The sequence below is a fragment of the Comamonas sp. 17RB genome (assembly GCF_030056555.1).
Lineage (GTDB): Bacteria > Pseudomonadota > Gammaproteobacteria > Burkholderiales > Burkholderiaceae_C > Comamonas > Comamonas terrigena.
Genome location: NZ_JASHHY010000004.1, coordinates 163002 through 189243, shown reverse-complemented (window position 1 = coordinate 189243; position 26242 = coordinate 163002). Strand labels below are relative to the sequence as shown.

Below are 26242 nucleotides of genomic sequence, written 5' to 3'. Positions count from 1 at the left end.
TGCTCTCTAAACACTGTATCTTTATACAGTATATGCAGCCTAACTACATGTGAGCAAACGCTTTTTCTACTGTATGAAGCACGCATAGCCACCAGCCCGCCACCTGTGCACCAGGGACCACCCGGGCCCCGCTGGGGGCACCCAGGGCCACCCCTGGGTCACCCAGGGGGGGGCACCAGGGGGCAGGGGGGCGAGGCGGCGACCGGCGGGCACCCCAACCATCCCCCACAGCGCGCGGTCAAGACCCCGCCGCGCCTGCGCGCTTAATCTGTCGCTTTCGACGGCACTGTCGTCTAAGGGCGCATTCGCTCCAGGCGCGGCCTAACGCAGGGATTTGAGGCATCCTGAGAATGACGGGTATTGACGGAAAGTGCTCACGCGATGCCGTCAGGAGAAGTTGGAGACCAGGTGGGCTTCCCGGCGAGTAAAACGCGGATTCGGGTTGAGCGGCCCATCAGTGCTGCGGCCAAGTGAACATGGCGTGTTCTTGATCCTGCACGGAGAAGGGAAATTTATTTTCGAAAAATCATCTCTTAATCAACCAGACTTTGTGGCGTCCTTGATTATGCTTTTGCAACGCATATAACACGGCCATTCGATGGTGCCCTTCTAATAAATCGTAGGGTATGGAGTACTTGAAGCCCGATCTAATTTCGAACTTCCCGTCCGGATTGTCGAAAATCAGTGGCGGTACTGGCCAAGTATGGTGCTCTTGAATGAATTGAGCCAGTCTGGTCATTCTTGGTGTTTCTACACCTTTAAGGAAATAGTCACGGTACTGAACGACCGTTGCATGCTCGGCTAAGCAGGGGAGGTTTAACTCAGCTGGACCAAGGGTGGTTAGTTCAAATTTCAGCGTTCGATAGTTCAGTGAGGCATGCTGCTCAATCACGCCATCGTGTTCCTGAAACCATTGACTAATGACTTGATTTGGGAAGTTCGGTAAGAGGCGCTGTACACGTGAAGCGTATTCCTCTGCCGACTCTGTGGGCTCGCCTAGATCGTCACGAATCGGCTCAATGGAACGTAGCTCTTTAATCGATAAAGACATTGTTTCCAATCATCTGCTATGACCGCAATTTACCTTAAATGACGCTTGCGTACGATTGCGCTTGGTTGCGGTGGACGTCAAATTGATTTCACACCGATCTCACTTGTTGGTTCGTAAGTGTTTGATGCAGCAGATGCGGACGCGGTTTCAATTCCCGCCAGCTCCACCATACAAGACACCGCCACACACTGGAAAGCCTAGTGTGTGGCGGTTTTTTCTTGCCCCAAAGGGTCGTGTGGTGTCACCAAATTCGCACCGATTTCGCACGGGATTCGCACCGATCACTCCCTGCTGACCAGGCGAAGTTCAGCCTTGGGCTTCTGGTGAACTTATCTTAGGCGCGGACCCCCATCGCAACGACCTCATAGCCTAGGTGCCGGGCCGCCTGGCAACGGGGGGCAGGGTTGCATCAGGTCTGGCATGGGTTCCGGTGCGCAATTCCCGGCCGCTTTGCGATCGCGGCGGCCATGCCGACTTCAGTGTCCGAGCGTCGCTTCCTCAGGATCCAGGCGTATATAACAACGCCGTTGCTGCGCCGGTCGCATTGGTCGGCGCAAGGGTAGCGTGGGAAAGTGGCATCAAAGACGGATGTCTTTGGTGGGGCTGGATTTTTGCTTTTTTAAAAATTGATCTTTAGCTCATCCAGCTGACTGATTGCCTAGGTTGGTCCGGTCAAGTCAAAACGCATCACGGAAAAAGATCCACTTTGCACCGGCATGGTGAAATAGAGGATCCCAGATGACGATGCGTTATCCGTTCAAGATAAAAATGACCTCATCTTCTCTGTGACTTCTGACGCTGGTTTGGGATGGCCAAACAGGAACCCTTGAAACTGAGAGTATCCGATATCGATGAGCATTTCGTGCTGGCTGTGCTCTTCCACGCCCTCAACAATAGCTTCCATTTCTAACAGTTCGGATATTTCAAAAATCTTCTTCAACAGATTTTTGGAAGAGTCATTGGACTTGGCATCTCGAATAAATTGCTTGTCTATCTTTATTTTTTGCACAGGCAATGTCTTGATGATAGAAAGCGATGAGAATCCCGATCCAAAGTCATCAAGAGCCCATTGGATGCCAAAATCTTTCAGCTGCTGAATTTTTAATATCGCTTGCTCGGCATCGATGATCAAGGCTGACTCCGTCAGTTCAAGTTCAATCAGCTCAGGCCTGACCCCGAAATTTTGAACCACTTCGATGACGGTAGCGACGAAATCTTCATCAGCAAGCTGCACCGGACTCACATTGACCGCTATATATTTGTCTTTGAGCGAAGAATCCTTTGACCATTCTGCAAGCAAACGGCAGGATTGGCGTAAAACCTCAAGCCCAATATCACGGATGACAAGGCTCTCTTCGGCCAATGGAATAAATTTATCGGGAGATAGCAGACCTCGTTCTGGGTGGTTCCATCTTACCAATGCCTCAGCTCCCAAAGGCTTGCCTTTCGCATCCACTTGAACTTGGTAGTGAACCACAATTTCATTTTTAACCACGGCTTGAGCCAGGCTGAATGCGAGATCAACTTTCTCGTTTAAATTTTTGATGTAGATTCTTATTATGGATGCCAATATCAACGTGGAAAATGTGTAGTTGCTGACGCAACCTATCATTCTAATATTTTCTGGCGGAGAAAAACTGGAAGAATCTATATCAAAAAGTCCTACTCCGAAAGCGGCAAAAAATGCCAAGCAAAATCTGGGGAAAATAATTCCCATGTATTTGTCTTTGGGGTTGAATATAAACACAACTCCAATGGCGAGAGGCAAGAAATATACATGGGCAGAGCGCGGAATATTTTCAAGAGGGCTGTCTATCAAAGATATCAATGTCACTATCAAAAATAGTGCATGCGCCATTCCTGCAAGATATGCATAACTGAAGTTTCTCGCGGAATAATATGAACATATTCCCACCAGAAAAAGCCCAACAAAGATCAGCGCTAGATCATTTCTGGAATATAAAAAATAACATGCAGCCCAGAATATACCCAAAACCGTACAGGCGATGGTATTGAGCTGCAAAAGCAGCTTGATTTTTATGACTTTATCACTTTGGGGAAATTTTTTCCCCAACCACTCAACCTCTCGGTAATGGGAGGATTTTGTATTATATTTATTAGTCAACGTACTTGCGCCTTGTAAATTTGAAGCAGTTGATATTTTTTAAATCAATGAGCCGAGTATTGTAAATTACAATTTGTTTCAATGCGGTTGTTTTTGACTATAATTATTTTTGTTTTGATAGTTTGTAATTTGTATAGAGAAATAATTTTATTAATTAATAGCCAGGTGAAGCAGTGGCGGTTCTGATCGACTGATCAGACGCGCAGTCATTCTGTGGGAGGGCTTCATGGGTTTCAACCCATCGCATCAGCATCAAAAAAAGCCACGCAGCCGTTATGCGGTGTGGCTTGATTTGTTGCTCAAACGTTCCAGATGGTTATCAGCTTCAGCTTGTCTTTGGCAGCGCTTTCGGCTGCTGGTAATCCTCGCGGATGAATTTGCCGTAGGTGCGGAACACCATTTCCACGTCCTCATGCCCCAACTGCTGTGCCACGTACCAGGGGTTGGCGCCGGCAGTCAGCAGCGTTGAGGCATAGGTGTGCCGGATCTGGTACGGATTGCGGTAGGGTATGCCGGCCCTGGCCGTCATCGGCAGCCAGGCGGTTTTGCGCACCTGGGCATCCGTGGTCCAGGGGAGCAATGTCACTGTGTTGAGCCACACCCGCTTGCCGCGGGCGCCGCTGATGGGCAACTGGTCGCGGAGGGCCTGCATGGCCTCGTCGTTCAAATCCACCTCACGCTTGCCGGCGGCAGTCTTCGGACCCTTGATGACCCCCGCCACTTGGTTCTGGACGATGCGCGCGACGCGCCGCTCCCAGTCAATGTGCACCCACTCCAGCGCCTGTAACTCGCCAGGCCGAAGGCCCGTGTTGAACCAGAATTGGAAGGTCGGGCGCTCGTCGTTTCGGCAAACGTCGAGGATGGTCATGCGCTCGGCGTAGGTGAATGGCCGAACGACGTAGTCACTGGCTTTGGCCGTTTGCCGGATCAGCTTTACCAATGCAATGCGTTCGAACGGGTTGAATTCGATCACCCCGTCATTCAGTGCATCCTCGAAAACGGAGCGCAGAGGGATAAGCGTGTTTCGGATGGCCTTTGAAGTGCAGTCCATCTCACCAATCCATTCGCGCAGCATGCCGGGGGTGATCTCGGACGCATGCACATTGTCCCAGTGCCGCATCCGATGGCCGTTTATCACCTTGGCATAGCCGTTATAGGTGGATTTCGACATCTGCCCGTTTTTGACTTGGCGCTCGTAGGTCTCCAGCTGGTTTTGCAAAAGCGTTCGCATCAGCCCGGAGTTCTTCCTGCTGACACCGGCCTTCGGGCTGTCGGGAAAGAATGCGGCGTAGTCGAAGTCGCCAGCCTTGATTGTCTTCTCGAAGAACTGCTGCGCGTTGAATGCTGGACTTGTTGATCGGCCCCGGTGGGAGCATCTCGCGGCACTCTTTGCCCTCGAATGAAAACGCAATTTGAATGCGGTCACCGGTGACAAATCTGCGGATGGTTACGCCGGGTGGTGTTTCGAGCTTTGGTCTTTTATCCATTGGTCTGCTGCTTTGATGTTGACGTAGAGGCGACGGGAAACGACAGCAACTTGCTGGCCGATCTTCCAAGTGCCGGTTTTCTTCCGTTGCTTGACGGTTTCGCGGGTGACGCCTGTCATCTCTTCGTACTTGCTCGCCAGCACCCATTCGGGGGCACTAGCGGCGGCGGGATTCTCGTGGGTGTCCACGGTTGCCTGGTGGGTTGCTTGGTGTCTCATTGGCTGCTCCAGAAAAAAGGAAGCCCCGCCGAATGGCGGGGCTGGTTGTTGTGGTGGGGAGGGCTGTGTTCGCGTCTATGCAATCGGCTCGATGTGCCCATTTCGATAAACGCGGCGGCGGGCGCCACTGTTGCAATCAACTTCGATCACATAGCCGGTGCAGATAGTCACGATCTGCCAATCGGCGGATTTCATGATTGGCCTTTCTGCGTGTGGGTGCGCTCTCGCACGGCACGCCAATAACGTCGATTCGCTGCATTCGCCTTCATGACGAACTTCCATTGGCGTGCCCACAGCCGCTTCCAGCGCTTGGGTGCCTTGCGCGGATCGCCGTGGAAGTCGCGGAATTTCCCGTCGATCCATGGCGTGTGGAGAAAGGAAGCGGGGGAACGCTTGCGGCGCTGGCGTTGTGTGGCAGTGGTCATGCTGGTGGTTTCCTCGCTCAATGCCCGCAGGGCAGGCCTTCGCCCTCGGCGGGCGGGTTGTTGACGGGCGCGCCGCAGCTGCCGCAGCGCTTGATGGGTTGGGGTTGTTGGGGTGTGGTCAAGGGGTGCAGAAAGAGAAAGGCCCGCGTGGTGGCGGGCCTTGGAAAAAGTGTGTTTCAGTACGATATGTTTTCTCGCGACCTGGGCGCACGCAATGAAACTGAAAATGACGGAAAGCAAAGTTCATGAGTTCAAGTTCGGAGAAGGGCGCTACTCTTTTTTCACGGGGAAAGACGAGAGCGGGTGGCGCTGGGGGAGCGACGACTTCCAGAATTCAGAAGTCACATTTCACACGCGCGAAGCAGCAATCAAGGATGCGGAAGCAGAGATCTCGTTGCGCGCTATCCGAAACGTGAGAGACCAGGTGCATGGTGAATTCGACGCGCTGAGCAAGAGAATCACTCAGTTAGCGGATCCGACCCTCGGTGAGGATGAACTGGAGCCTCTGTACGAAGAAGTACTTGGTTTCCTAGAGGCGCATCCGGCGCATAGGGTAGAGCTGGCCCAACGCCTGATTAATGTGATGGGCGCGTACCGCTTTGGTCGAGAGAGGTCAGAAGCCCTGCTGCCTAGCACTGCCATCGCCTACAGCATGCACGTGCTACGGTGGCCAGAGGTGCGAGAGTTCGCGGAGCAAGAGCATCGCGACTTCTACGCTCCGAAAATGGAAACGTTGATGACGTCCATCATGGATGCCTTCGAGGACGACTGGGAAGACAGAGACTTCTACAAGCGCTTTCAAAGCGAAATCTGAACTGCGCCGAGGAAAGCCCGCGCGGCGTGGACCGGGCGGGCTGGTGGGTAGGTGCACAAGCAGATCTGGCGCTTGTGCTGAATGTGTGAACTGCTATCTAAGCAGGCTGCCTTGCGCTGGGGCCGTCACTGCATTGCGCGCAGCCATGTGGCCCAGACGGGCGGTGCAGGTGGATACCAGTTGCATAAGGGTCTGCGCATCCACGGTGATGCTGTCTTCTACCGCCGCGTAGAAGCGCGTGATGGGCAGCACACACGCATTGCGCTCAATGGCCCTTGCGCGGGCGGTGGGGCCTTCAGGCGCCGAGGCATCAAAGCTAAGCATGTAACGGTTGTGCTGCCAGTCCTGGGCATCAAACACGGATTGGTAAATCTCTGCCGTGGCCACCAGTGCGGCGCGGTGGGCCAGGGCAACTTGATCAGGGTTGTAAGCAGGCTGGCCGTAGCTGCCGGTTTGGCGGATGCTGGGCAGTACCTCACTGGTCACCCACTTGGCAAACTTTCGTGCCTCTGGCTTGCGGCTGCGCAGCACCAGGGCGTAGAGGCCAGACTCGCTGATGATGACGAATTGTCCACCGCTGTTTCGACTCTCACTATGCGTTATTGTCGATCGTTCATCTGCATCCAGGTGGTTGCAATTGCTTTGCTGATATTGCTATAGCTGAGGGCGTTGCGGAACTAGGTATTAAGTTTAAAGCGTTATATGTGCAGTCATTTTATAAAAACTCTTATCATGAACTAGTTGGTTAATTATATGTACAAAAGAGAAGATGCTTTTTCAATGGTTATTCATGATCCAGACATGATTGACAGTTCCTCAATAATCGCAAGCGAAAATATAAATGACAAAATATTATTGATTTTCAAAGAGTCAAGCACCTACAAGCTGATTACAGCTAATGCAATCGATCCTGAAGAAGCTCAGCAAGATACTGCGCATACATATGAGAAAATAGCTTCGTTTGGTGCTTCCTCAATTTACGTATCACGCATTTTTATTCAATTCAAACGTATTATTGATTTTATCTCTCTTGATGGATTAATGAAGTCGATTATTTTAGAGAAAATATGGTCATTAAATGAGCAATTATTGATATGTGCACAGTCGGAGTTAAATATTCGAGAGCAGTTGAAGGATGTGATGGATAAGTGCCAACTAATTATTGAAGAACACAAATCAACTGGCGTAATTCCAGCTCTGCCAAAAGTAAAAAACTTGGATAATGAAGTTAAAACATTTCTTTCGGTGGGCAAGCAATTCCTAATAGATTGCTTTAAGATAATAGGCGATTTTACTAGTTTGCCGATAAATAGGAATAATGAAGCTCACTTTGATAAGCATATAGATTGGCTTCAGAAGAATACCAAATATCCGAATGATCTAGGCAGTACTCTTGCTAACGATCTGCCTTGGATACGTCAATTAGCAGAATGCAGGAATGCAGTCGAGCACCCCTCGGAAGGTCAGATGATTAATATAGAGAATACACGACTTCTAGCGGGTAATAAATTCTCTCTTCCGACCTGGAGTTATGATTTATCAAAGAAATTAAACATAAAACAGTCTGGAAATTCAATTCATGAAGAGCTTGATATTTATTTAAATAATATGTTTAATATGTTGGAGGATATTTTATTATTTTGCCTTGGTGAAAAAATTAAAGAAAATAGTAACATCTCAATTTACACTGTAAGTGATGATGAATTAGATCCAAAGTGCCCTATAAAATATTATGCTGGACCAAGTGAAAGATTAATCGAAAAATTGAAAATATGTTAACCTGAATTAATGATTTCTAATGTTCTATTCGCCATTATTAATATTTATTAAGAATTTTTTGGCTAATTGAACTGGTCACCAGCTCCATGCTGACCACGCGTGCCTGCAGCTCAGCCGTAGGCGGGCGGGTGTGCAGTGTGTGGGTGCGTGCCGCTTCAAGGGTGACATTCAGCACCGCACCGGGGTTCAGGTCGGCTTCATGCTGTTGCCAGAAGCGCTTGGCGGCAATGCCGGTCCAGACGATGCGCCAGGGCTCCGTCTGGTGCGGGCCAATGCGGTCGTAGGCCAGCAGTTGCAGCTGGAAGGTGCCGCAGCGTGCCGGGGCGGCCTGGGGGCGTTGGCGGCTGAGAAACAGTTGTCCGGTGTGGCGCATGGCTTATCTCCGGCGGCGAAGCTGCGCGGCCTCGCCCTGAAAGTAGTTTTGGATGGAGGTGCTTGCCTGCACGCCGCAGGCGGCGTTGCCTTCGATGGCGCGCAGCACCTGGTTGCGGCGGAGGTCCTGCGCACTCAGCGCGGCCAGCAGTTCATCCAGCGGCGTGGGTGCGCATGGGCTTGGCGCCCACAGCGCGAGCGCCGGGGAAGAGGGCCATGGCTTGCTGGATGGCTTCTGCAGCACCAGCGTGGATGGCAGGGAAGCGGGTGGCGCCTTCGTTGGTGACGACGGTGACAAGGTAGGTGCGCATAGCGTTGCTCCTGGCGTCATGGGATTGCCGTGGGTGAATGGGGTCTAAATGGTGGCGGGCTCATTGGCGCGCATGGCTGCGTCAATGGCTGCGCGTGGGGTGGTGTGCAGTTCTGGCTGCTGGGTGCCTGCGGCTGGCCATTCAAGCCAGTACCCGTTGGCAGTGGTGCCTGTGGCATCCGGCTTGCTGCCTTGGCGCACAACGGCTGCAGCAGAGATCAGGTAGTCCAGCCGGGTGCTGTCGCTGACCTTGGGCGCGGCGGTGGATGCGGTGATGCGGCTTTTACCCTTGGCGTTGGCCACCTGCAGTTCTTCTTGAAGCACGGCACCTGCTTGCTCGCCATGCTTGCGCGCTGTTTTGGCGGCGTGTGAGGCAGAGACTTTGCCGGCCACCACCATGTTGCGCACGTCGCTGTTGGCATTGCCCAGGGCCAGCAGCTGCTGCGCGTGCTCTGCCGTCTTGCTGACCTTGGCTGCAATGTCTGCCGTGCTCCAGCCAAAGCCGCGCAGGCGCTTGTAGCCTTCTGCCACTTCAATCTGGGTGAGTGGCTTGTTTGCCGCGCTGGTGATGATGCGGGCGGTGCGGTCTGCATCGTTGCCTTCAAAGTAGACAACGTGGATCCAGACCTGCTGGTCTTTGGGGTTGCGCAGTGGCGCACCGCGTTCCAGTGCGCGGCCAATGGCTGCATGGCGGCGGTGGCCGTCCACCACCCACACGCCGCCTTCGGCGCGGATACGCACTTCCAGCGGCGGAAACTTGCCGCCGCCCACTATGTGCTGGGCCAGCGCTTCAATGCTTTCGTCCAGCTCTTCGCCAGATTGGCGGAGGTTGAAGCCGGGTTCGATGTGAATGCTTTCGTAGCGCACCTGCACAGCGTCTGCACGCTTGGCTTCTTTGCTCTCAAGCATCTTGCGGATGGAGTTGGTCATCTCAGATTTCCTCGTTGATATCTGCTGTAACTGGCGCCACAAGCGGCTGCTCTGGCGGCGGGGTGTAGCTGGTGCCCGCAACGGCGCTGACCGCCAGCGCTATGGCAAGCGCGGCAATCCATGGCGCCACGTGGCGGTATTTGCTGGGCGTGCTTGCTGTGCGCATGGGGCAGGGGTCTTCGTAGGCAACAAAAAAGCCCGCGCGGCACTGGACCGGGCGGGCTGGGGTGTAAAGGCGCCGGTGCCCGCGGATGCGGGCATGCCTGGGGAAGGAGAAGGAGGAAGTACAGAAGCACTACCCGGGCCCGGCGTAGAAAGTGAAGATGGCTGCCGTGTGCGCCCCGGCTTTTACCAACATCTCTGCGGACATGTTGCAGGGAGGGCGCGGACTTTCACCGCGTGCTGGTGGGCAACTACCAGTCACACCATCAAGAAAGCCGCTGGGCTTGCTTCATGGCCCTGCATGCGCTGCAGGGGCGAGGGAAAGGTTCTTGGCCTAGCCCCTTACGCCTTATTCCAAAATTCAAAAAATTGCCTGTCGGCTGAGGTCGTCGGGATCACGATTTGCACGGGGTGCTATTCAGTGAGGGTTGTTCCCGTCTTTATGCTTGGCTAGGCCTCGGGCCGATTGCAGCGTTGTTAGTGGGGCAGACATAAAAATCCGGCGTGCAACGGGCTAGAAGTAAAGGTGCCAACGGCTTCGGGTGCTGGCATGCCCCGATAGGGGGGCAGAAACCGGTGTCTGCATAATCTGTCCAGGCACTGGCGTCGCCTTGTCTGGGCAGGTGCGCCGTGCAGTCTTGCCAACCGACGAAAGCCGCATACATGGAGCATCTCCCTCATCTCGTGACGCTTGCCGGAATTATTCTCTTGGCCTGCGCCAGTCCAGGTCCGGATTTTGTGGCGGTCACTTCCTTTTCTCTGAAGGACCGCCGTGCAGGCATGTTGGTTGGGATCGGCATTGCATGTGCAGTGGCGATGTGGGCGACGCTCGCAATCCTTGGGTTCGGGCTTCTCATCCGGGAAATGTTCTGGCTATACGAAATCATTCGCCTGGCTGGCGCGGTCTATCTGACTTACCTCGGCGCGCGCATGCTGATCGCGGCGATCAAGAGCACGCCAGCGGATATGCAGCAGTCCGCCGTGGCGACAACTACATCCGGTGGCGCATTTCGACGGGGCCTGCTTGTGGGGCTGACCAATCCCAAGACCGCAACCTTCTTCGCAACGCTGTTTGTGACCTTGCTGCCGGCCGCGGCGCCTGCATGGGTTTACTTTGCGGTGGTGGCCATCGTTTTCGTGGTCACCTGCACGTGGCTATGCCTTCTTGCTGCCTTCTTCTCTGTTGGGCGTGTCCAGACGGTCTACACCCGCATTCGAAAGCCTGTCGACGCCGTGATGGGCGCGGCGCTGCTTGGGCTTGGGATTCGCATGGCCACTCACCGCCCATGACAAGGGCAAAAGCCCAGACATCCACAGCCCCCAGGCACACTGCAGCTTTGCTGTGCGGGGTGCTTGTCGCGCAGCGCACGGCCCTCTCTACTGTTTTGTGGGTACCGGTGGTTCCTGCCTGGAAGCTTTCTAAAAAATCAAAAGCCCGCTTAAAGCGGGCTCCATTAACTACTGACCCTGAAGGCCGTGCAGTGACCCCGAAAGCCGAGGCGTTAGCAACTTGATTGCTTACTTGTGCTGCTCACTTGGCTTTTGAGATGGTTGGCCTTGTTGAGGAGTCTTGGGGGAGGACTGTTCGGCTTGGCCGGGTTTTTGGCTCGGGGTTTGGCCGGGTTGTTGGTTGGACTGAGTCATTTGGAAATTCCTTAACCATTTGCAGCGGATCGGGATGACTTGCTGCGTCTTCACAATGAGGCTTGAGGGATAACCACGCTGTACCAATGCGTTACGGCCTAAGCCTTTGAGGATCAATAGTCCTCTTCTGCAGTTTTTTCGCGCTGCAGTGTGCGGACCTTTTTTATGGTCACTTTGGGTTGTTTGCTCGGGTCCACAAGCATGGTCAGTACATGCCAGTTCGGCTCGAACACATAGTCGTCACTCGAAGCTGTGTGACTGTCAAAGTCTGGTAGTTGGGGCAATCTGTCGCCTAAATAGGCTGCAGATTTTGAGGGGGGTGACATTTAGACCTCCGGTCTATCAAGGCGGATCAGGGCTGATCGCCTTTCTTCAGGGTACTCTCTTTCCGATTCAAAAACCGTTCTGAGAGAACACTTACATTGTGCACCCCATGGCCCGTAGCGCCGATCGTGAGCCCGCCCTGGTCTTCGCCCTGGTGTTGCTAAGGGTAAGGCGTTGCACCAGATGGCTTTTTCCTCTTTTTTCCGCGCTGTGTTGACCATGCTTGATGCTCCCCAGGAGGGAGGGGCGCGCGGGCCACCTCAATCGCGACCAATGGCAGTTGCCCCTTAACCTCCAGCACCACAGACTGCACCGCTCATCTGAGGAGTTGCCATGTGTACTGGAAATGACAGAGTGGATTGGACGAAAGCCCCAAGGCTTGCGCGTTGGTGGGCCATCAACAAGGACGGACTTGCACACTGGTACTGCGCGCCCGACATAGCTCATTACTCGAGCTTCTGGTTCTCTGATGCGGTACCAGCTCCCGCATTCAATTACCGTGGCGACTACAAGAAGTCTCTGACTTCGCGGCCAGAACGGCGTACTTATTTTTGATAATTTGCCTTGGGATTTTTGCCCGCTTCAGCTTCTAGCGTGCGGCTGCAGCAAACGATGCAGGCAAACGCTCAGATTACAGCAAGGCATAAAAAAGCCCGCGACTTGCGGGCTGTGCGGGAAGTGTGTGAGCTTTAAATAGCAAACGATGCGCGGTCTTTGTCGGCAATCCACTTTGGGGGTTTGCCGCGGCCAGTCCAGGTAGCGCCCGTGGCGGGGTCACGGTACTTGGGGGCCACAGTGCCACGGGGGCCAGTGGCAGCCTTCTTGCCACCAAACACATCATCAGCAGTCAAACCGTATTGCTGGACCAGGTCGCGAACTTGCGTAACCGCGTGAGCCAATTCGCTCTTACGCGCCTCGGCAATCTTTGCGTCCAGTTCGGCTTTTTGCTTGAGAAGGCTTTGGTAGGTGCTCATGTTGGAGATCCCCTTGTTTGAGAGTTTGCAGTTGCCGGTTGAGAGTTGCGCGTATGAATCGCGCTTGGGTTTGGGCTTTTGAGCCTTCACCTAAGAAGCATTGCCCGTTCGGTGATTCACAATATTATTAAGAATTCTTTAGCTTTTGAAATGTAGGACATTCCATAGTAAATCGTTCACCAAAACAGAGCATCCGCTTGGACAGGTGCTCTGGTTTGGCCCGGGTTGCCCCGGGCGAACGGTTGCTGGATCAGGCGGGCGTGCAAAGGGCAGGGCTCGTCAATCGTGGATCGCGGACTTGTGGATCGCAGACGGCCTTTCTGAGTAGGCCGTTCGCACAAGGATGACTGCTGCACGTAACATGACCTGCTATGAACAGTGACCGAGGCAGGGCATGAGCAGCTTTCTTTCCTTTGTTAGCAAAACGAGCGACATCTCAATTGATCCAGATGCAGTCGAAGAAGCATCGCGCTGCCTTGACCAATTTACCGCAGCATTCAATGCACTGGATTTGGCCGGCATGGATGCGCAGCTTCATTTCCCTCATGTGATGATTTCAGGAGTTGACACCCTGACTTGGGACTCTCCAAATCAACATCCTTCGGACTTTTTCCAGCGGCTAAAAAGCACTGGCTGGGCATCAACCAGGTACGAATCAAAAGTGCCGGTTCTAAGCAGCCAGGACAAGGTTCATTTCCTCGTCACATATACGCGGCGCTCAGGCACCGGAGATGAGCTGACTCGTCACACCAACCTGTGGATTGTGACCAAGAAGAAAGATGCATGGGGCATATCTCTTCGCTCGTACTGATTGCCCGCAGTCTTTGACTGTGTGGGGGCGGCTTAAGCCCTGGGCGCTGGGGTCGCTTCAAACCGCAGCGCTCTTGGTTTAAAGGGCTCTGGTTTTCGCCCTGATGTCGCTCAGGGCGCGGCGGCGGCACTGCTGGTGGGCTTTTTGCTCTTGGCAGCCCTGTTCGCCTCACCCTTTTGACCGTGTACGCATCTTTGGCGGCTGGATACGGCAGGGGCGCCGTGCGGAGCACCTGCCATGCCGGGTGATGCTATTGAGCCGGGCGAACTCCAAACAGGCAGGAGAGCAACATCGGTGTGTGAGGGGGAGGGGTTATCTTCAAAGACCATCAAGCTTCAAAGCGCGAGCTTGTAACCCTCATGACTTGCAACGAAGCCGAGCTTTTCATAGAAGCGATGAGCATCTGGACGTCGCTTGTCCGTGGTTAGCTGAACGAGTTGGCAGCCTCGTGCTTTGCACTGGGCAATGGCCCAATCAAACATGGTTTTTCCGACACCTGAGCTTCGAAGATGTTCGGCAACTCGAACCGCTTCAATTTGTCCTCGCCAGGCACCAGTGCGCGCAAGCCCCGGAATGAACGACAGCTGCAATGTGCCAACCACCTGCTCGCCATCGATGGCGACAACAAGCTGTTGGTTCGAGTCAGCCTCAATCGCTGTGAATGCTGCGACGTATCGCTCATCCAGTGCTGGGCTGCTTGCCTCTCTGTGAGTGCCCAGCGGGTCATCCGCTAGAAGTGCAACGATTGCAGGCAAGTCAGCTATCAACGCTGTTCGGAAAGTTATGGTCGTCATCAGGCAAGCAGAGATTTTGTGTTCGCCTGGCATGGTACCCACTTAAAAAGCTGGTGATCTGATCTTGAATTAGCTCCTTGACGCCGCGGAGATAGCCCTCTTCACCACTCTCAATTGTTAAAGACCTGGGGCATGGCCCAGGTCGATGCCGTGGCGCCCATCGCGTTTGCAACTCCTGTCTGCGCTCCCTTCGGAGCTAACCCGGCCTTTGCGTCCTGTCGGCTTCGGCCCCGTATCGCTGGGCCTTGGGTGTCTCGCGGTGTGTTGCTGTGATGGATGTATCAAACAATACGTTTAATTCATTATCAAGCAAAATGTTTAAGACCTTTGTGATGGGCTGAAAAAAACCGCCTCGGAGGGCGGTTTGTAGCGCTGAACGCAGAGATGGTTCGACGGGAGTCTCTCTAGAGGCTTCTGTCTTTGGTGGAGCTGTTTTGAACGCGCTTGATGAATGAGTCGAAAAGCTTGTCGAACTTCTTGAGGGCAGCTCGCGAGCCTGAGAGGTCGAAGCGCAGAACGGAGAACAGACCGCTTTCGAGTGGAATGGCAAACCCGATCAGACCGGAGGAGTCCTGAACGATCGTGGTCATTTGCTTATGGGTTGAGAGGATGTGCCGGTGATAGTTAGTTCCACTAAGGTTGACGACACCAGAGCAGTGAGATGAAATTGCAAAAGATCCGCTAGATGCATTCACGAGGATAGGCGTCTCCGTGCCAGATTCGCATGCTGTCTTTGAAGTCAGAATGACCCAGAAGCAGTCCTGCATCTCGTCTGAGCAGACTTGCCCGAAACCGTTTCCGCTGTCATTAATGGTCATGGTGACCGGTGCATCAATCAAGTCATAAACTTTCCATTTCTGAAAGGTTTGTGCAGACACTCCGGCACATGCAAGAGCGAAACACGCAGCAAGTGCGACTTTTCCCAGCGATTTCAACGGCGTCCCTCTTTCGATAATTAATGATTTGGGGTGATTAAAGTTTTCGACCATTCCATGCCCAAACCACACGGCCCAGCACTCGCACCTCGTGGTCTCCATTCAGCTCATCCACCGTTTTGATTGTTGGGTTATCCGAGCTGACCTCCAGCGTGCCTAACATGCGCATGTGCACGCGCTTGATGTAGGTCTTGCCATGCAACTCCAATGCTACCCGAGTTGGCGAGCAAGGGGATTCGGACCAGGTCTGTTGCGGTCGGCGTTGCAGGCAGAAATTCTTCTCGCGGAGCAATAACGGATCCGCTTGTCATGTCGCCTTCGCCAGTGATGAGCCAGTTGGCTCGTACACCCAGCACATTCTCGGCCTTCATCGCTCCAGAGCGCGAAACACCACGCGTCTCCCAATTTTTCACTGTCTGGGGTGATTCATTGAGCAGGCGGGCAACAGCCGACTGACCCGAGATGTCTCGGAGTTGCTTGGCGGCTTGATAGAGGCGATCTGCAGAGGTGTGCATCTAGAAATTTTCCGTTTGCTAAACAAAATGTTGTTAAACGATGTGTTTGATTTTTGTTTAGACAATTTGTTTAATTCTGGCATGCATCAAGACGCAGAACTCATTTCTCACATGGGGGGAGCCACAAAGCTGGCCGCGCGCCTTGGGTACGACCTGAAGAAGGGTGGCGTGCAGCGCGTCCAGAACTGGAAGGAGCGCGGTATCCCGCCTGGGGTTGAGCGTGACAACCCGTGGATCACGCGCATCCGACGCGCCCTGTCTCGACCCCCCCCCCGCAGCCCATCAGGAGGCGAGCCATGGGTGAGCGGCAGGAAGTGCTTGAACGGCCGGACTTTGACGCCTGGGAGCGTAAGCACTCCGGGCATCTAGGCACGAGGACGCCGGGCCCTATCCGACTGCGTAAGCCGGTCCCTGAGAAGGTGCAGCGGCTTGTGAAACGTCGGCGCTTGTTGGCGCGTAAGGCTGCCCTCAGCGCCTCGAAGGTTGGCCAGGGTCTGGTTGTGTACTCAACAAGAGCAGCGCTCGCGCGACCTCCAGCCCATCCAAGAACGCATCTGGGTATCCCTTTGCTAAGGCCCTTGAAGCAAAGCTTTCGATCCCTTCGTGGATTTGCTCTGCGACTTCTTCGCGGTGTGGGTGGGTGCTGAGCATGACTTGCATCGCAACACCCAATGCAGCGACTTGCCCTAGCAAGTTCTCTGGATCTATCGGTTTCATGTCTGCCCCTCCCGGGGATGGTTGTGTAGGAACTTCCATCGTAGCCCAGGGCAGGGCGGGCACCCATTCCACGCCAAACGCAGAGGAGACCCCCCATGGCTGACCCGTACCGCTTTGGCGGCTCCATTTTTGAGTCTGTGCGGCGGCTGAAGAAGTGCCGCGAGAGGCATGGCTCCGGCTTGTTCCCTAGGGTGACGCGTGGTCGGAAGGCGGCTGCTGCAGTGTTGTCTTCGCACTTGCACTCTGCTGCCCCCGAAGCGTCTCGAGCATGTGCAGGGCGCGATCCTTCTCGGTCTGCATCAGATCCAGATACGAATTGCTGACACCGGTGGGTATGTGCATGTTCTCCCAGGATTCGAATCTGATCTCTACGTCCTTGCTGATTTCTTCCGCAGGGATTCGGGCCAAGAGGCTCATCACCAATAGCCGCAATCCATCGATCTGCGCTTGCAGTTCTTCTGGTTTTGTCATGTCCGCTCTCCCTGGGGTTGGTTGTGTAAGCCGCACCAGCATAGACCAGGGCAGGGCGGGCACCCCTACACATCGCGGTGCCCCAGCGCGATCGCACGCAGCGCGCATGCCTCAATCCTCCCAAGCCACATCTCAGCCCGTTCAATGGCTGCTCGCATCTGCTCTGGTGTCAGCGCTTCGGGCTTGGGTGTTTGTGGCTTGGGTTCCATCTCTCTGTTTTTCTTCGTTGGGCCAAGTGTCGGATCGACTCCGTTCGGCTGCAACGTCCGTTTTTCTGGAGCCCGGACATGAACTCCCTTGATGCATTAAGGCGCATGGTTGCCAACTACCCGGGAGGCCGCGCAGCCCTGGCTGTGCGCCTGGGCAAATCTGATGAAGTGCTGCGCAAAGAGCTGAGCGACGCCTCTGCCCACCACAAGATGGGCCTGGCTGATGCTGAGCAAATTGCCGAGATGTGCCGTGAGGCCGGCAGCCCGGAGGCCCATGCCCTGGGCACGGTGTTTTCGTTCAAAGCAGGGGTGCTCTCGCTGCCTGTGATGGACATGGGTGAGGGCGGCTTGTGCTTGTCCAGGACCACGGCCCACGCTGTGCACGAGACGGCCGATGTGCTGTTGGCTGTGACGCGCTCCAAGGCCGATGGGAACATCAGCGACAACGACAAGCGCGAGGTGCTGACGGAAATTGGCCAGGCGGTCTCTGCCCTGCAGGCCGTGGCCGCCGCGCTGAAAGCCGAGCATGCGGCTGACAACCGCAGCCGGGTGGAGTAGGGCCATGAATTTCTACGCCTTCCACATTGGGGACTACGCCAGCGCTACCAGCGCATTTTACCTGGGAAGAGGACTGCGCATACCGGCGCCTGCTGGACGTTTACTACACCTCGCGAGGAGCCATTCCCGGATGACATGCGCGCTATCTGCCGCCTCGTCGTAGCAAGTACACCCGAGCAGCGGCAAGCCGTTGAGGTGGTCTTGCACGAGTTCTTTGTGTTGACGGATGCCGGCTGGATAAGTCCGCGGGCCGATCGTGAGATTGACTCCATGCGCGTCAAGCAGACTGCACAGGGAGAGAAGGCTCAGCATGAGTCCTAGCGCATGCGCCGTTACCGCGAACGTCGTGCTGCCATGTTCGACGCGTTGCGGGAGGAGGGCATTGTTCCGGCCTGGGACGTCATGGGGGCTTCTGGCGGATCTCAAAACACTGCGGTGGTGCTTAGAAGCTTTCCCACTCGTCGGTGGCGTCTGCGGTCTTGGCCAATGCCGCGGGCTTGGCGGGCGCTGTGGGCACTGCTGGTGCGCTGCCCTCGAGCTTGATGGGGGCAGGGCGCGCTGAAGGTGCCGGCTTGCGGGCCTGTGGGGCCGGGCGTGGTGCTGCGGTGGATGGCGTGGCTGCAGCCGCAGCCTTGGTGGTCTGGGTTTCGCTGGGGTGGAGTTTGAAAACGGCGACGGCCTGCACCAGGTCTTGCGCTTGGCCATGCAGGCTGTTGGCTGCGGCCGACATTTCTTCCACCAGGGCGGCATTCTGCTGTGTGGCATGGTCCATCTGGGTGACTGCATCGCCCACCTGGATGACGCCAGCGCTTTGTTCCGAGCTGGCGGCACTGATTTCGCCCATGATGTCCGTGACGCGGCGGATGCTGCTCACCACCTCGTTCATGGTGGAGCCGGCCTGATCGACCAGGGCGGTGCCTTGCTCCACGCGCTGCACGCTGGCGGTGATGAGTTCCTTGATTTCCTTGGCGGCTTCGGCGCTGCGGCCGGCCAGGGTGCGGACTTCTCCTGCCACCACGGCAAAGCCCCGGCCTTGCTCGCCTGCGCGGGCCGCTTCGACGGCGGCATTGAGGGCCAGGATATTGGTCTGGAAGGCGATGCCGTCGATCACACTGATGATGTCGGCAATCTTGGTGCTGGATTGGCTGATGCCCTTCATGGTGTCCACCACCTGGGCCACCACCTGACCGCCTTGCACCGCCACGCTGGATGCGCTTTGGGCCAGCTGATTGGCCTGGCGGGCATTGTCGGCGTTCTGCTTGACGGTGGAGCCCAGTTGTTCCATGGATGCCGCCGTTTCCTCCAGAGCACTGGCCTGGCTTTCTGTGCGGGCCGACAGGTCGAGGTTGCCCTGGGCAATTTCGGAGCTGGCCGTGGCCACGCTGTCCGAGCCTTGGCGGACGGTGCGCACCACCCCCGACAGGTTGTGTTGCATATCGCGCAAGGCGCCCATCAACTGACCGATTTCATCGCCGCTGGTGACGCGTACCTCCTGGCTCAGGTCGCCCGCGCCAATACGCTGCGCGGTGGCGCGGGCATGGTCGATGCCGGACGCAATGCCACGCGACAGGCGCAGGCTGATGAAGACCGCAATGGCGATGGCCAGCACCACCAGTGCAGCACCCACCTGATAGAGCTGCAGGAACATGGTCTTGACCTCCGCCTCGGCGGTAGAGACGTTGCTGACTTCCGCGTCGACCAAGACCTGGATGGCGTCCACATAGGCATTGGTGGCGGGAATGAAGCGGTTTTGGACGAATGCCTGAATCGTCTGGTTGTCGACGGAGGCTTTCATCTGGTTGACCTCATCGCGGGTGCTCAACCAGACCTTGCGGAAATCCACCACCTTGTCGGCCAGCTGTTTGGATTCTGGGTTGCGCACTTTTTCGAAAAAGGCGCTTTGCTTGGCATTAGTCTCGCGGGTGGTGGCGGCCATGGATTCCTTGAAGAAATCCAGCATGACCGTGCCATCGGAATAGGCCACAGCCAGAGAGCGTGCCGAGTTCTGGCGCACGTCGCCCTGCCAGGCACTGGCGATTTTCAGCAGTTCAGCCGAACGCTCCATGCGCACGGTGGCCTGGGAAATCATTTCCACACGCCAGGCCGTGGCGGCGGACAGCAGCAGCAAAATGGCAATCACGAGCGTAAAGCCCAGATTGAGCTGGCTGGAAATTTTGAGATTTTTCATGGTATGGCAGCGAGTCTGTTCTTGTAGTTATGCGTGGGCTGGTGTCAGGCTGCTCAAGCCCATGTCCGCGCTGGTGACGAGTTTCTCGATGTCCATGAGAATCAGCATGCGGGTCTGATCCGCCTGTTCCACCGTGGCAATACCCATGATGTGCTGCGAGGACACGGCGCCATTGAACTCCGGTGCCGGCTTGATGTCTTGCGCTTGCAAAGCCACGACGTCTTGCACCGCATCCACGACCATGCCAATCACACGGTCCGCTACATTCAAGACGATGGTGACGGTTTGGCTGCCGTAGTGCACATCGGTCATACCGAATTTGATGCGCATATCCAGCACCGGAACAATCACACCCCGCAAATTCAATACGCCCAGAATGAAGGCGGGGGCATTGGCCAGTCGGGTGGAGGGCTCATAGCCGCGAATTTCCTGGACTTTCAGGATATCGATGCCGTACTGCTCTTCTCCCAGCTGGAAGCTTAAAAATTCATTGTTGTTGGATTTCATGTCTCTGTGTGGTTGGGTTTATTGTTTGCACACAGAAGTATCCCCGCACCGGGTGGTGTGAGAGCGGCGGATCAAAGAAGAAAAGGCGGCCCAATATGGCCCATGCGTGGTGTGCGCGCGGACCGTCATGCTCATGGATGGTGTCTCCGCCATGAAAAAGGCTTGTTGATCCATAGCGCCAAATAGCAGGTGGCGCCAAGTTTTGCTTCTTTTGCTTCTGCGTGCAAAGGCCGAGAGGCTACGGTATCCATGGAGCACCATTGCGCATATCCCAGATGAATAAACTGTAACTTTTAGGCAATCAATTTTTGGCTATCGCCACAGGCGCTGGCGATGCCATTTTCTAAAAACAGTCCACAGAACGGCTGCGTAGCGCCGCCATGGAAACTGGTGCGTGCGCTTTGCTGTCCTGTGGTGGGTACCCCGGCTGGCTGCAGCCAGCAACTGCTCGGATAAGCGGCAGCTGCAAGGGATGCATGAACCAGTACGGCAGGATCAGCGCTCCGGGGTGCGATGGATGGGGCAAGGAGGGGGGCTGACCGTGTGGGTAAGCGGCCCAGTCCCCGGGGCATAGGGCCTTGCCTGCAGAGTGTGCGAAATCACATTAAAATCGCAGCAGTGATCGCAAGTTTGCACGCTTGGCTGTGCAGACGTGGGTTGATTCCCGTTTGCTCCACCATTTCACAAAGCGCCACACAGCGTATTCGCTGGCGTGGCGTTTTTCATTGGCTGCTGCGCTGTCTGTGCCAACAGTACAGGCACCGGCCAAGGCAGTGGCCATGTATGTAGGGTGTGATACACCCACAGCAGCTATGGCAGCTGTTGATACGTACACTGTCAGGTTACGCGCCTGCTCCCCCACGGATTCGCACCATGAACGCCCCCATCGACGTCTCATTTTTTGAACGCGCAGCCAAGCCGCTGACCAGCTACAAACCGTACTGGGCCAAACGCTTTGGCCCGGCGCCGTTTCTGCCCATGAGTCGTGCGGAAATGGACCAGCTCGGCTGGGACAGCTGCGACGTGATTCTGGTCACGGGCGATGCCTATGTGGACCATCCCAGCTTTGGCATGGCCGTCATCGGCCGTGTGCTGGAGGCGCAGGGCTTTCGTGTGGGCATCATCGCCCAGCCGGACTGGACCAGTGCCGAGGCGTTCAAGGCCCTGGGCAAGCCCAATCTGTTCTGGGGCGTGACGGCGGGCAATATGGATTCGATGATCAACCGCTACACGGCTGATCGCAAGATTCGCAGCGACGATGCCTACACCCCGGGTGATGTGGCCGGCAAGCGCCCGGACCGCGCCGCCATCGTCTACTGCCAGCGCTGCCGCGAAGCCTACAAGGATGTGCCCGTCGTCTTGGGCGGCATCGAAGGGTCGCTGCGCCGTATTGCCCACTACGACTACTGGAGTGACAAGGTTCGCCGCTCCATCGTGGTGGACAGCAAGTGCGACATCCTGCTCTACGGCAATGCCGAGCGCGCGCTGGTGGAAGTGGCGCACCGCATTGCCGCGCGGGAGCCGGTGGAGCAGATCACCGATGTGCGTGGGACCTCGTTCTTCCGCCGCGCGTCCGAAGCGGGCTGGTTCGAGGTGGATTCGACCACGGTGGACGAGCCGGGCGAGGTCGAACCCCATATCAATCCCTACATGACGACCAGCGAGCAGGCCGAGGCGCAAGGTCAGAGCTGCTCCAAGGAAGAGGCTGCGGCCGGAAATGCCGCAGGCAGCGGGGCTTCTGCCTGTGCCAGCGGTACCAGCGGTGCCGGCGATGCTCTCTCGGTCGCCAGCGTGCAGCCGATCCAGTTCGTTCCCAATATGTCGCTGCGCAGCAAGTCCAAGCTGCCTCCGCGTGACCGTACCGTGCTGCGTCTGCCCAGCTACGAAGAGGTCAAGAGCGACCCGATTCTGTATGCCCACGCCAACCGTGTGCTGCACCTGGAGACCAACCCCGGCAATGCCCGCGCGCTGGTCCAGGCCCATGGTGAGGGCACGACGGCGCGCGATGTGTGGATGAACCCGCCTCCGATTCCGCTGACCACGACCGAGATGGACTGGGTCTTCGGTCTGGCTTATGCACGCAGCCCGCATCCGGCCTATGCCGATGAAAAAGGCAGCCACGAAGGCGCGACCAAGATTCCCGCCTGGGAGATGATCCGCACCTCGGTGAACATCATGCGCGGCTGCTTTGGCGGCTGCACCTTCTGTTCAATCACCGAACACGAAGGCCGCATCATCCAGAGCCGTTCGGAAGACTCCATCATCCAGGAGCTCGAGGAGATCCGCGACAAGGTCAAGGGCTTCACGGGCACCATTTCGGATCTGGGCGGGCCCACTGCCAATATGTACCGCCTGGGCTGCCGCGATCCCAAGATCGAGGCGGCCTGCCGCAAGCCCAGCTGCGTGTTCCCCGGTATCTGCCCGAACCTGCACACCGACCATGGCCCGTTGATCAAGATCTACCGCCGCGCGCGCAAGCTGCCCGGCATTAAGAAGATCCTGATCGGCTCCGGCCTGCGCTACGACCTGGCCGTCAAGTCGCCCGAGTACGTCAAGGAACTGGTGCAGCACCATGTGGGCGGCTATCTGAAGATCGCGCCCGAGCACACGGAGCAGGGGCCGCTGGGCAAGATGATGAAGCCCGGCATTGGCAGCTATGACAAGTTCAAGCAGCTGTTTGAAAAGTACAGCGAAGAGGCCGGCAAAAAACAGTTCCTGATTCCCTATTTCATTGCGGCCCACCCCGGCACCAGCGATGAAGACATGATGAATCTGGCCATCTGGCTCAAAAAGAATGGTTTCCGCGCCGACCAGGTGCAGACCTTCTATCCCAGCCCCATGGCCACGGCCACGGCCATGTACCACAGTGGCCGCAATACCTTGACCCGTGTGCGTCGCCAGATGCGTGATGAGGCAGAAGAGCGCGTGGACATCGTGCGCGGTGAAAAGCGCCGCCGCCTGCACAAGGCCTTTTTGCGCTACCACGATCCGAACAACTGGCCGCTGCTGCGCGAGGCGCTCAAGACCATGGGCCGTGCTGACCTGATCGGCAACGGCAAGCAGCATCTGATCCCGACCTTCCAGCCGCTGGTGGATGGCAGCTACCAGAGTGCGCGCAAGAAAAACAGCACAGCCACCAAGAGCGGCGGCACCGGTCTGGGCTACACCACCAACAAGGACGGCAAAGCCGTGGCCGTGCGCCAGCGTGTGCACAATGCCCAGGAGCCCCAGGGTGATGTGCGCTTCCGCCGTGCCGAGCCCAAGCCGGGTCGCATGCTCACCCAGCACACCGGGCTGCCACCGCGCCCCGGCGTGGGCAAATCGCTGGGCGGCAAAAAACGCTGAGTGACCGAGAAGCCGCTTTTCTGCAAAGAGAAAGCGGCTTTTTTGTGGGGTAGGGGCAGGCCGGATGCGGCAGTGGGCGGTGATGCATCCGTCGCCCCAGCGCAGCGCGTTAACTGGGTTTTATGGCGTGTCCTGGGGCGCTGTGCCGAAACGCTTGGCACCTTGCGTGCTGGCCGCCGCGAAATATTCGTAGTTCCACGACATGGGTTTGGCGATGCAGAAACCTTGTCCGTAGTCGACCCCCATTTTGCGCAGCGCATCGATGGTGGCCTCGTTTTCCACAAACTCGGCCACCGTGCGCTTGCCCATCATGTGGCCGATCTGGTTGATCATCTCCACCATCGCGAAATTGGAGGGGTTTTCCAGCATGTCGTGTACAAAGCCGCCATCGATCTTCAGGTAGTCCACGGGCAGGCGCTTGAGGTAGTTGAAGCTGGACATGCCGGCGCCAAAATCGTCCAGCGAGAAACGGCAGCCCAGGGCCTTCAACTCGGTAATCAGGCGGATGGCGTTGTCCAGGTTGGCAATCGCGCTGGTTTCGGTGATTTCAAAGCACAGAATCTGCGGCGGAACGTGGAATTCCTCAATCTGCTGCTGGAGAAAGCCCAGCAGGGATTCATCGCCCAGGCTCATGCCGGACAGGTTGATGGCGCAGGTGTGTATCTCGCGCAGCTGTTTGGGGTAGCGTGCCAGGGTGTGCAGCGCATGGGTGACCACCCAGCGGTCCAGTGCCGGCATTAGACCGTAACGCTCGGCTGCGGGGATGAAGTTGCCGGGCGGAATGATCTGCCCGTGTTCATCGGTCATGCGCAGCAACACTTCAAAGTGCAGACCGTGCTCGGCCCGGGTCTGCAGGGGCGCCAGGGTCTGGGCGAACAGGCAAAAGCGGTTCTGGTCCAGCGCGGTACGGATGCGCTCCACCCAGTCCATCTCGCCCATGTAGCGCTTGAAGGCATGGTCTTCGTGCTCGTAGGCCAGGACTTTGTTGCGACCGCTTTCCTTGGCGCGCAGACAGGCCATGTCGGCCATGCGCAGCAGATCCTGGGCGCAGGCGTCCACGCCGCTGATGTGCACCATGCCGATGCTGACACCGGTGCGCAGCATGCGGGTCCCCCACTGCAGGTGCAGGCTCTGGATGGCATGGCGCAATTTCTCTGCCACCGCACTGGCCTGCTCCGGCGTGTAGTCGTGCAGCAGCACGGCAAATTCATCGCCGCCCAGCCGGGCCACGGAGTCGCTGTCGCGCGTCAGGCGGCTGATGCAGTGGCAGACTTCGCGCAGCACTTCGTCGCCCGCCGTATAGCCGGAGGTATCGTTGATCAGCTTGAACTGGTCCAGGTCCAGGTGCAGCAGGGTAGCCGGGCGCGACTGGTTGCGTGGCACGCTGAGCAGGCGCTCCAGGCGGGTGCGGAATTCGCTGCGGTTCTCCAGCCCGGTCAGCGTGTCGTGGCGGGACTGCCAGTTGAGCTGGTGCATGAAGTTCTGTTCGCGCGTGACGTCGTGCAGCACCAGCACGGCGCCGGCCAGCTGGCCTTCCTGCTGGATGGGAGAGCCCATCAGCTTGACGGCCAGTTGCTGCTGGTCGTTGCTGCGGCGTATCCAGCGCACGGCTTCATCGCGGAAGGGGTGGGGGGACTCCATCAGGCGCACAAACACCGGATCGCGGCCTTCCAGTTCGGTGCGCTCGAACACCAGCACCTTCTCCAGCGCCTGCCCGAGCAGGATGTCCGCGGGCTGGCCTAGCAGGATTTCTGCCGCAGGATTGGCATAGACGATCAGCCCCTGGTCGTTCAGCGTGAGCACGCCATCGCCCAGTGCCGCCAGCGTGGTGTAGCCGCGCTCGCGTTCGGAATGCAAGGCGTTTTCCACCGTGTGGCTTTGCGTCAGCAGCTTGTTCACAAACCACAGAATGGCCGAAATCAACAGCAGCGCCGTGCCGAAGTTGATGGCCAGCAGCACCTGGGTGATCCTGCGGGAATGCACCCCCAGTGAGTCGCTGAAGGCCTGGCTCAAGGGCGCGATGCTGGCATCAATGTGGCTGATTTCCAGGTGCCAGGCCCTGCGCTGCAGCAGATCGATATTGCGCGGGTTGGTGGTGCGGGCAGTGCGGATTTCCATCGACAGCGTGACCAGCTGGTCCAGATAGGTGTCCGCAGCGCGCCACAGGCCTATCGTCTTGCGCATCCATTCCATGTCCCAGGTGAGCCGCAGAATGTCCGTGGCGGTGCCGATGTCTTCGCTGTGGACTTCTCCGCGCAGCAGCCCTTCACGCACCTGCTGGGTGTTGGTGGGGGAGCGGTCCAGGGCCAGCCTGGCCAGCCGGTCCCCCAGGGGGATCTCCAGCGCCTGGCGGAATTGCTGGTAGGCCTCTTCATCGCCCTGGGCGGCGTAGCGGTCCAGATACAGGATGGCGTCTTTCTGGGCCTTGGACCAGGTGCTCTCGCCCGCCACGATGATACGTGTGCCCGACAGCAGGTAAATGCTCGCGGTTGCCAGCAGCAGCTGCAAACAAATGGCCAGCACAAAAAGCCAGGTGCGGGCCAGGAGACTGCGTGCTTGGCTCCGGATGATCATGGG

At 56.8% G+C, this 26242-nt stretch carries 25 protein-coding genes; 7 read left to right on the top strand and 18 right to left on the bottom strand.

The genetic code is table 11. The features are described from left to right. Positions 1 to 526: 526 nt before the first annotated feature. From QM470_RS09110 to QM470_RS09085, 6 genes are all read right to left on the bottom strand, one after another. The gene (locus tag QM470_RS09110) at positions 527 to 1051 is read right to left on the bottom strand and encodes a hypothetical protein (RefSeq protein WP_283339010.1); all 525 of its coding nucleotides are present in this window, start codon (positions 1049 to 1051) and stop codon (positions 527 to 529) included. Positions 1052 to 1808: 757 nt separating this feature from the next. Beyond that, on the bottom strand, positions 1809 to 3176 hold the full coding sequence (locus QM470_RS09105; protein WP_283339009.1) for a putative bifunctional diguanylate cyclase/phosphodiesterase: 1368 nt from the start codon (positions 3174 to 3176) through the stop codon (positions 1809 to 1811). A 325-nt stretch (positions 3177 to 3501) separates the two neighbouring features. After that, positions 3502 to 4044 carry a site-specific integrase gene (locus tag QM470_RS21460; protein ID WP_502846825.1) on the bottom strand — a complete coding sequence of 181 codons (543 nt, stop codon included), beginning with the start codon at positions 4042 to 4044 and terminating at the stop codon, positions 3502 to 3504. A gap of 283 nt (positions 4045 to 4327) precedes the next feature. Beyond that, positions 4328 to 4663, bottom strand: a complete 336-nt coding sequence (locus QM470_RS21455; protein ID WP_502846821.1) for an Arm DNA-binding domain-containing protein — start codon at positions 4661 to 4663, stop codon at positions 4328 to 4330. Next, entirely contained in the window at positions 4624 to 4881 is a 258-nt protein-coding gene (locus QM470_RS09090) for an excisionase (protein WP_283339006.1), read from the bottom strand. The genes QM470_RS21455 and QM470_RS09090 overlap by 40 nt, the downstream gene beginning before the upstream one ends. Before the next feature lie 191 nt (positions 4882 to 5072). Then, positions 5073 to 5306: a hypothetical protein gene (locus QM470_RS09085; protein WP_283339005.1), complete on the bottom strand. Its 234-nt coding sequence runs from the start codon at positions 5304 to 5306 to the stop codon at positions 5073 to 5075. 226 nt (positions 5307 to 5532) lie between these two features. On the opposite strand from QM470_RS09085, the gene QM470_RS09080 reads away from it, so the two are divergent. After that, positions 5533 to 6120 carry a hypothetical protein gene (locus QM470_RS09080; protein ID WP_283339004.1) on the top strand — a complete coding sequence of 196 codons (588 nt, stop codon included), beginning with the start codon at positions 5533 to 5535 and terminating at the stop codon, positions 6118 to 6120. 93 nt (positions 6121 to 6213) lie between these two features. Here QM470_RS09080 and QM470_RS09075 read toward each other — a convergent pair whose 3' ends face one another. Beyond that, on the bottom strand, positions 6214 to 6747 hold the full coding sequence (locus tag QM470_RS09075; protein ID WP_283339176.1) for a BRO-N domain-containing protein: 534 nt from the start codon (positions 6745 to 6747) through the stop codon (positions 6214 to 6216). A gap of 174 nt (positions 6748 to 6921) precedes the next feature. On the opposite strand from QM470_RS09075, the gene QM470_RS09070 reads away from it, so the two are divergent. Then, the gene (locus QM470_RS09070) at positions 6922 to 7899 is read left to right on the top strand and encodes a hypothetical protein (protein ID WP_283339003.1); all 978 of its coding nucleotides are present in this window, start codon (positions 6922 to 6924) and stop codon (positions 7897 to 7899) included. Between the two features lie 37 nt (positions 7900 to 7936). On the opposite strand, the gene QM470_RS09065 is transcribed toward QM470_RS09070, so the two are convergent. From QM470_RS09065 to QM470_RS09050, 4 genes are all read right to left on the bottom strand, one after another. Next, on the bottom strand, positions 7937 to 8272 hold the full coding sequence (locus QM470_RS09065; protein ID WP_283339001.1) for a hypothetical protein: 336 nt from the start codon (positions 8270 to 8272) through the stop codon (positions 7937 to 7939). 151 nt (positions 8273 to 8423) lie between these two features. Further along, on the bottom strand, positions 8424 to 8582 hold the full coding sequence (locus tag QM470_RS09060; RefSeq protein WP_280010488.1) for a hypothetical protein: 159 nt from the start codon (positions 8580 to 8582) through the stop codon (positions 8424 to 8426). Positions 8583 to 8626: 44 nt separating this feature from the next. Further along, positions 8627 to 9511, bottom strand: a complete 885-nt coding sequence (locus tag QM470_RS09055) for a ParB/RepB/Spo0J family partition protein (RefSeq protein WP_283339000.1) — start codon at positions 9509 to 9511, stop codon at positions 8627 to 8629. A gap of 1 nt (position 9512) precedes the next feature. Continuing rightward, a complete protein-coding gene (locus QM470_RS09050) occupies positions 9513 to 9677 on the bottom strand; it encodes a hypothetical protein (RefSeq protein ID WP_283338999.1) in 165 nt (54 codons plus the stop codon). A gap of 659 nt (positions 9678 to 10336) precedes the next feature. On the opposite strand from QM470_RS09050, the gene QM470_RS09045 reads away from it, so the two are divergent. Further along, entirely contained in the window at positions 10337 to 10963 is a 627-nt protein-coding gene (locus QM470_RS09045) for a LysE family translocator (RefSeq protein ID WP_283338998.1), read from the top strand. Positions 10964 to 12330: 1367 nt separating this feature from the next. On the opposite strand, the gene QM470_RS09040 is transcribed toward QM470_RS09045, so the two are convergent. Beyond that, a complete protein-coding gene (locus QM470_RS09040) occupies positions 12331 to 12615 on the bottom strand; it encodes an H-NS histone family protein (protein ID WP_283338997.1) in 285 nt (94 codons plus the stop codon). Positions 12616 to 13009: 394 nt separating this feature from the next. On the opposite strand from QM470_RS09040, the gene QM470_RS09035 reads away from it, so the two are divergent. Next, complete coding sequence (locus QM470_RS09035; protein ID WP_283338996.1) at positions 13010 to 13426, top strand: DUF6841 family protein; 417 nt, start codon at positions 13010 to 13012, stop codon at positions 13424 to 13426. A gap of 335 nt (positions 13427 to 13761) precedes the next feature. On the opposite strand, the gene QM470_RS09030 is transcribed toward QM470_RS09035, so the two are convergent. From QM470_RS09030 to QM470_RS09020, 3 genes are all read right to left on the bottom strand, one after another. Then, positions 13762 to 14223: a GNAT family N-acetyltransferase gene (locus QM470_RS09030; protein WP_283339175.1), complete on the bottom strand. Its 462-nt coding sequence runs from the start codon at positions 14221 to 14223 to the stop codon at positions 13762 to 13764. Positions 14224 to 14624: 401 nt separating this feature from the next. Beyond that, positions 14625 to 15209: a hypothetical protein gene (locus QM470_RS09025; protein ID WP_283338995.1), complete on the bottom strand. Its 585-nt coding sequence runs from the start codon at positions 15207 to 15209 to the stop codon at positions 14625 to 14627. A 1364-nt stretch (positions 15210 to 16573) separates the two neighbouring features. Further along, entirely contained in the window at positions 16574 to 16858 is a 285-nt protein-coding gene (locus QM470_RS09020) for a hypothetical protein (RefSeq protein WP_218332420.1), read from the bottom strand. A 287-nt stretch (positions 16859 to 17145) separates the two neighbouring features. Here QM470_RS09020 and QM470_RS09015 point away from each other — a divergent pair, with 287 nt between their 5' ends. Both QM470_RS09015 and QM470_RS21450 read left to right on the top strand, forming a co-directional pair. Continuing rightward, a complete protein-coding gene (locus QM470_RS09015; protein WP_283338994.1) occupies positions 17146 to 17625 on the top strand; it encodes a phage regulatory CII family protein in 480 nt (159 codons plus the stop codon). 54 nt (positions 17626 to 17679) lie between these two features. Beyond that, the gene (locus QM470_RS21450; protein WP_502846824.1) at positions 17680 to 17946 is read left to right on the top strand and encodes a DUF1376 domain-containing protein; all 267 of its coding nucleotides are present in this window, start codon (positions 17680 to 17682) and stop codon (positions 17944 to 17946) included. Positions 17947 to 18067: 121 nt separating this feature from the next. Here QM470_RS21450 and QM470_RS09010 read toward each other — a convergent pair whose 3' ends face one another. Continuing rightward, positions 18068 to 19813 carry a methyl-accepting chemotaxis protein gene (locus QM470_RS09010; protein WP_283338993.1) on the bottom strand — a complete coding sequence of 582 codons (1746 nt, stop codon included), beginning with the start codon at positions 19811 to 19813 and terminating at the stop codon, positions 18068 to 18070. Positions 19814 to 19840: 27 nt separating this feature from the next. Continuing rightward, positions 19841 to 20320 carry a chemotaxis protein CheW gene (locus QM470_RS09005; protein WP_283338992.1) on the bottom strand — a complete coding sequence of 160 codons (480 nt, stop codon included), beginning with the start codon at positions 20318 to 20320 and terminating at the stop codon, positions 19841 to 19843. An 873-nt stretch (positions 20321 to 21193) separates the two neighbouring features. Between QM470_RS09005 and QM470_RS09000 the strand changes: the two genes are divergently transcribed. After that, positions 21194 to 23665 (top strand): YgiQ family radical SAM protein, encoded by a 2472-nt coding sequence (locus QM470_RS09000; protein ID WP_283338991.1) that lies wholly within the window; start codon positions 21194 to 21196, stop codon positions 23663 to 23665. Between the two features lie 120 nt (positions 23666 to 23785). Here QM470_RS09000 and QM470_RS08995 read toward each other — a convergent pair whose 3' ends face one another. Next, positions 23786 to 26239, bottom strand: coding sequence for a putative bifunctional diguanylate cyclase/phosphodiesterase (locus QM470_RS08995; protein WP_283338989.1), 2454 nt, complete (start codon positions 26237 to 26239; stop codon positions 23786 to 23788). Positions 26240 to 26242 lie beyond the last annotated feature (3 nt).

Bases quoted from the DNA above. Each gene is read 5' to 3' on its own strand.
- QM470_RS09110 (WP_283339010.1), bottom strand. From the start codon at position 1,051: ATGTCTTTATCGATTAAAGAGCTACGTTCCATTGAGCCGATTCGTGAC.
- QM470_RS21460 (WP_502846825.1), bottom strand. From the start codon at position 4,044: ATGACCATCCTCGACGTTTGCCGAAACGACGAGCGCCCGACCTTCCAA.
- QM470_RS21455 (WP_502846821.1), bottom strand. From the start codon at position 4,663: ATGGATAAAAGACCAAAGCTCGAAACACCACCCGGCGTAACCATCCGC.
- QM470_RS09090 (WP_283339006.1), bottom strand. From the start codon at position 4,881: ATGAGACACCAAGCAACCCACCAGGCAACCGTGGACACCCACGAGAAT.
- QM470_RS09085 (WP_283339005.1), bottom strand. From the start codon at position 5,306: ATGACCACTGCCACACAACGCCAGCGCCGCAAGCGTTCCCCCGCTTCC.
- QM470_RS09080 (WP_283339004.1), top strand. From the start codon at position 5,533: ATGACGGAAAGCAAAGTTCATGAGTTCAAGTTCGGAGAAGGGCGCTAC.
- QM470_RS09070 (WP_283339003.1), top strand. From the start codon at position 6,922: ATGATTGACAGTTCCTCAATAATCGCAAGCGAAAATATAAATGACAAA.
- QM470_RS09065 (WP_283339001.1), bottom strand. From the start codon at position 8,272: ATGCGCCACACCGGACAACTGTTTCTCAGCCGCCAACGCCCCCAGGCC.
- QM470_RS09060 (WP_280010488.1), bottom strand. From the start codon at position 8,582: ATGCGCACCTACCTTGTCACCGTCGTCACCAACGAAGGCGCCACCCGC.
- QM470_RS09055 (WP_283339000.1), bottom strand. From the start codon at position 9,511: ATGACCAACTCCATCCGCAAGATGCTTGAGAGCAAAGAAGCCAAGCGT.
- QM470_RS09050 (WP_283338999.1), bottom strand. From the start codon at position 9,677: ATGCGCACAGCAAGCACGCCCAGCAAATACCGCCACGTGGCGCCATGG.
- QM470_RS09045 (WP_283338998.1), top strand. From the start codon at position 10,337: ATGGAGCATCTCCCTCATCTCGTGACGCTTGCCGGAATTATTCTCTTG.
- QM470_RS09040 (WP_283338997.1), bottom strand. From the start codon at position 12,615: ATGAGCACCTACCAAAGCCTTCTCAAGCAAAAAGCCGAACTGGACGCA.
- QM470_RS09035 (WP_283338996.1), top strand. From the start codon at position 13,010: ATGAGCAGCTTTCTTTCCTTTGTTAGCAAAACGAGCGACATCTCAATT.
- QM470_RS09025 (WP_283338995.1), bottom strand. From the start codon at position 15,209: ATGGTCGAAAACTTTAATCACCCCAAATCATTAATTATCGAAAGAGGG.
- QM470_RS09020 (WP_218332420.1), bottom strand. From the start codon at position 16,858: ATGACAAAACCAGAAGAACTGCAAGCGCAGATCGATGGATTGCGGCTA.
- QM470_RS09015 (WP_283338994.1), top strand. From the start codon at position 17,146: ATGAACTCCCTTGATGCATTAAGGCGCATGGTTGCCAACTACCCGGGA.
- QM470_RS09010 (WP_283338993.1), bottom strand. From the start codon at position 19,813: ATGAAAAATCTCAAAATTTCCAGCCAGCTCAATCTGGGCTTTACGCTC.
- QM470_RS09005 (WP_283338992.1), bottom strand. From the start codon at position 20,320: ATGAAATCCAACAACAATGAATTTTTAAGCTTCCAGCTGGGAGAAGAG.
- QM470_RS09000 (WP_283338991.1), top strand. From the start codon at position 21,194: ATGAACGCCCCCATCGACGTCTCATTTTTTGAACGCGCAGCCAAGCCG.
- QM470_RS08995 (WP_283338989.1), bottom strand. From the start codon at position 26,239: ATGATCATCCGGAGCCAAGCACGCAGTCTCCTGGCCCGCACCTGGCTT.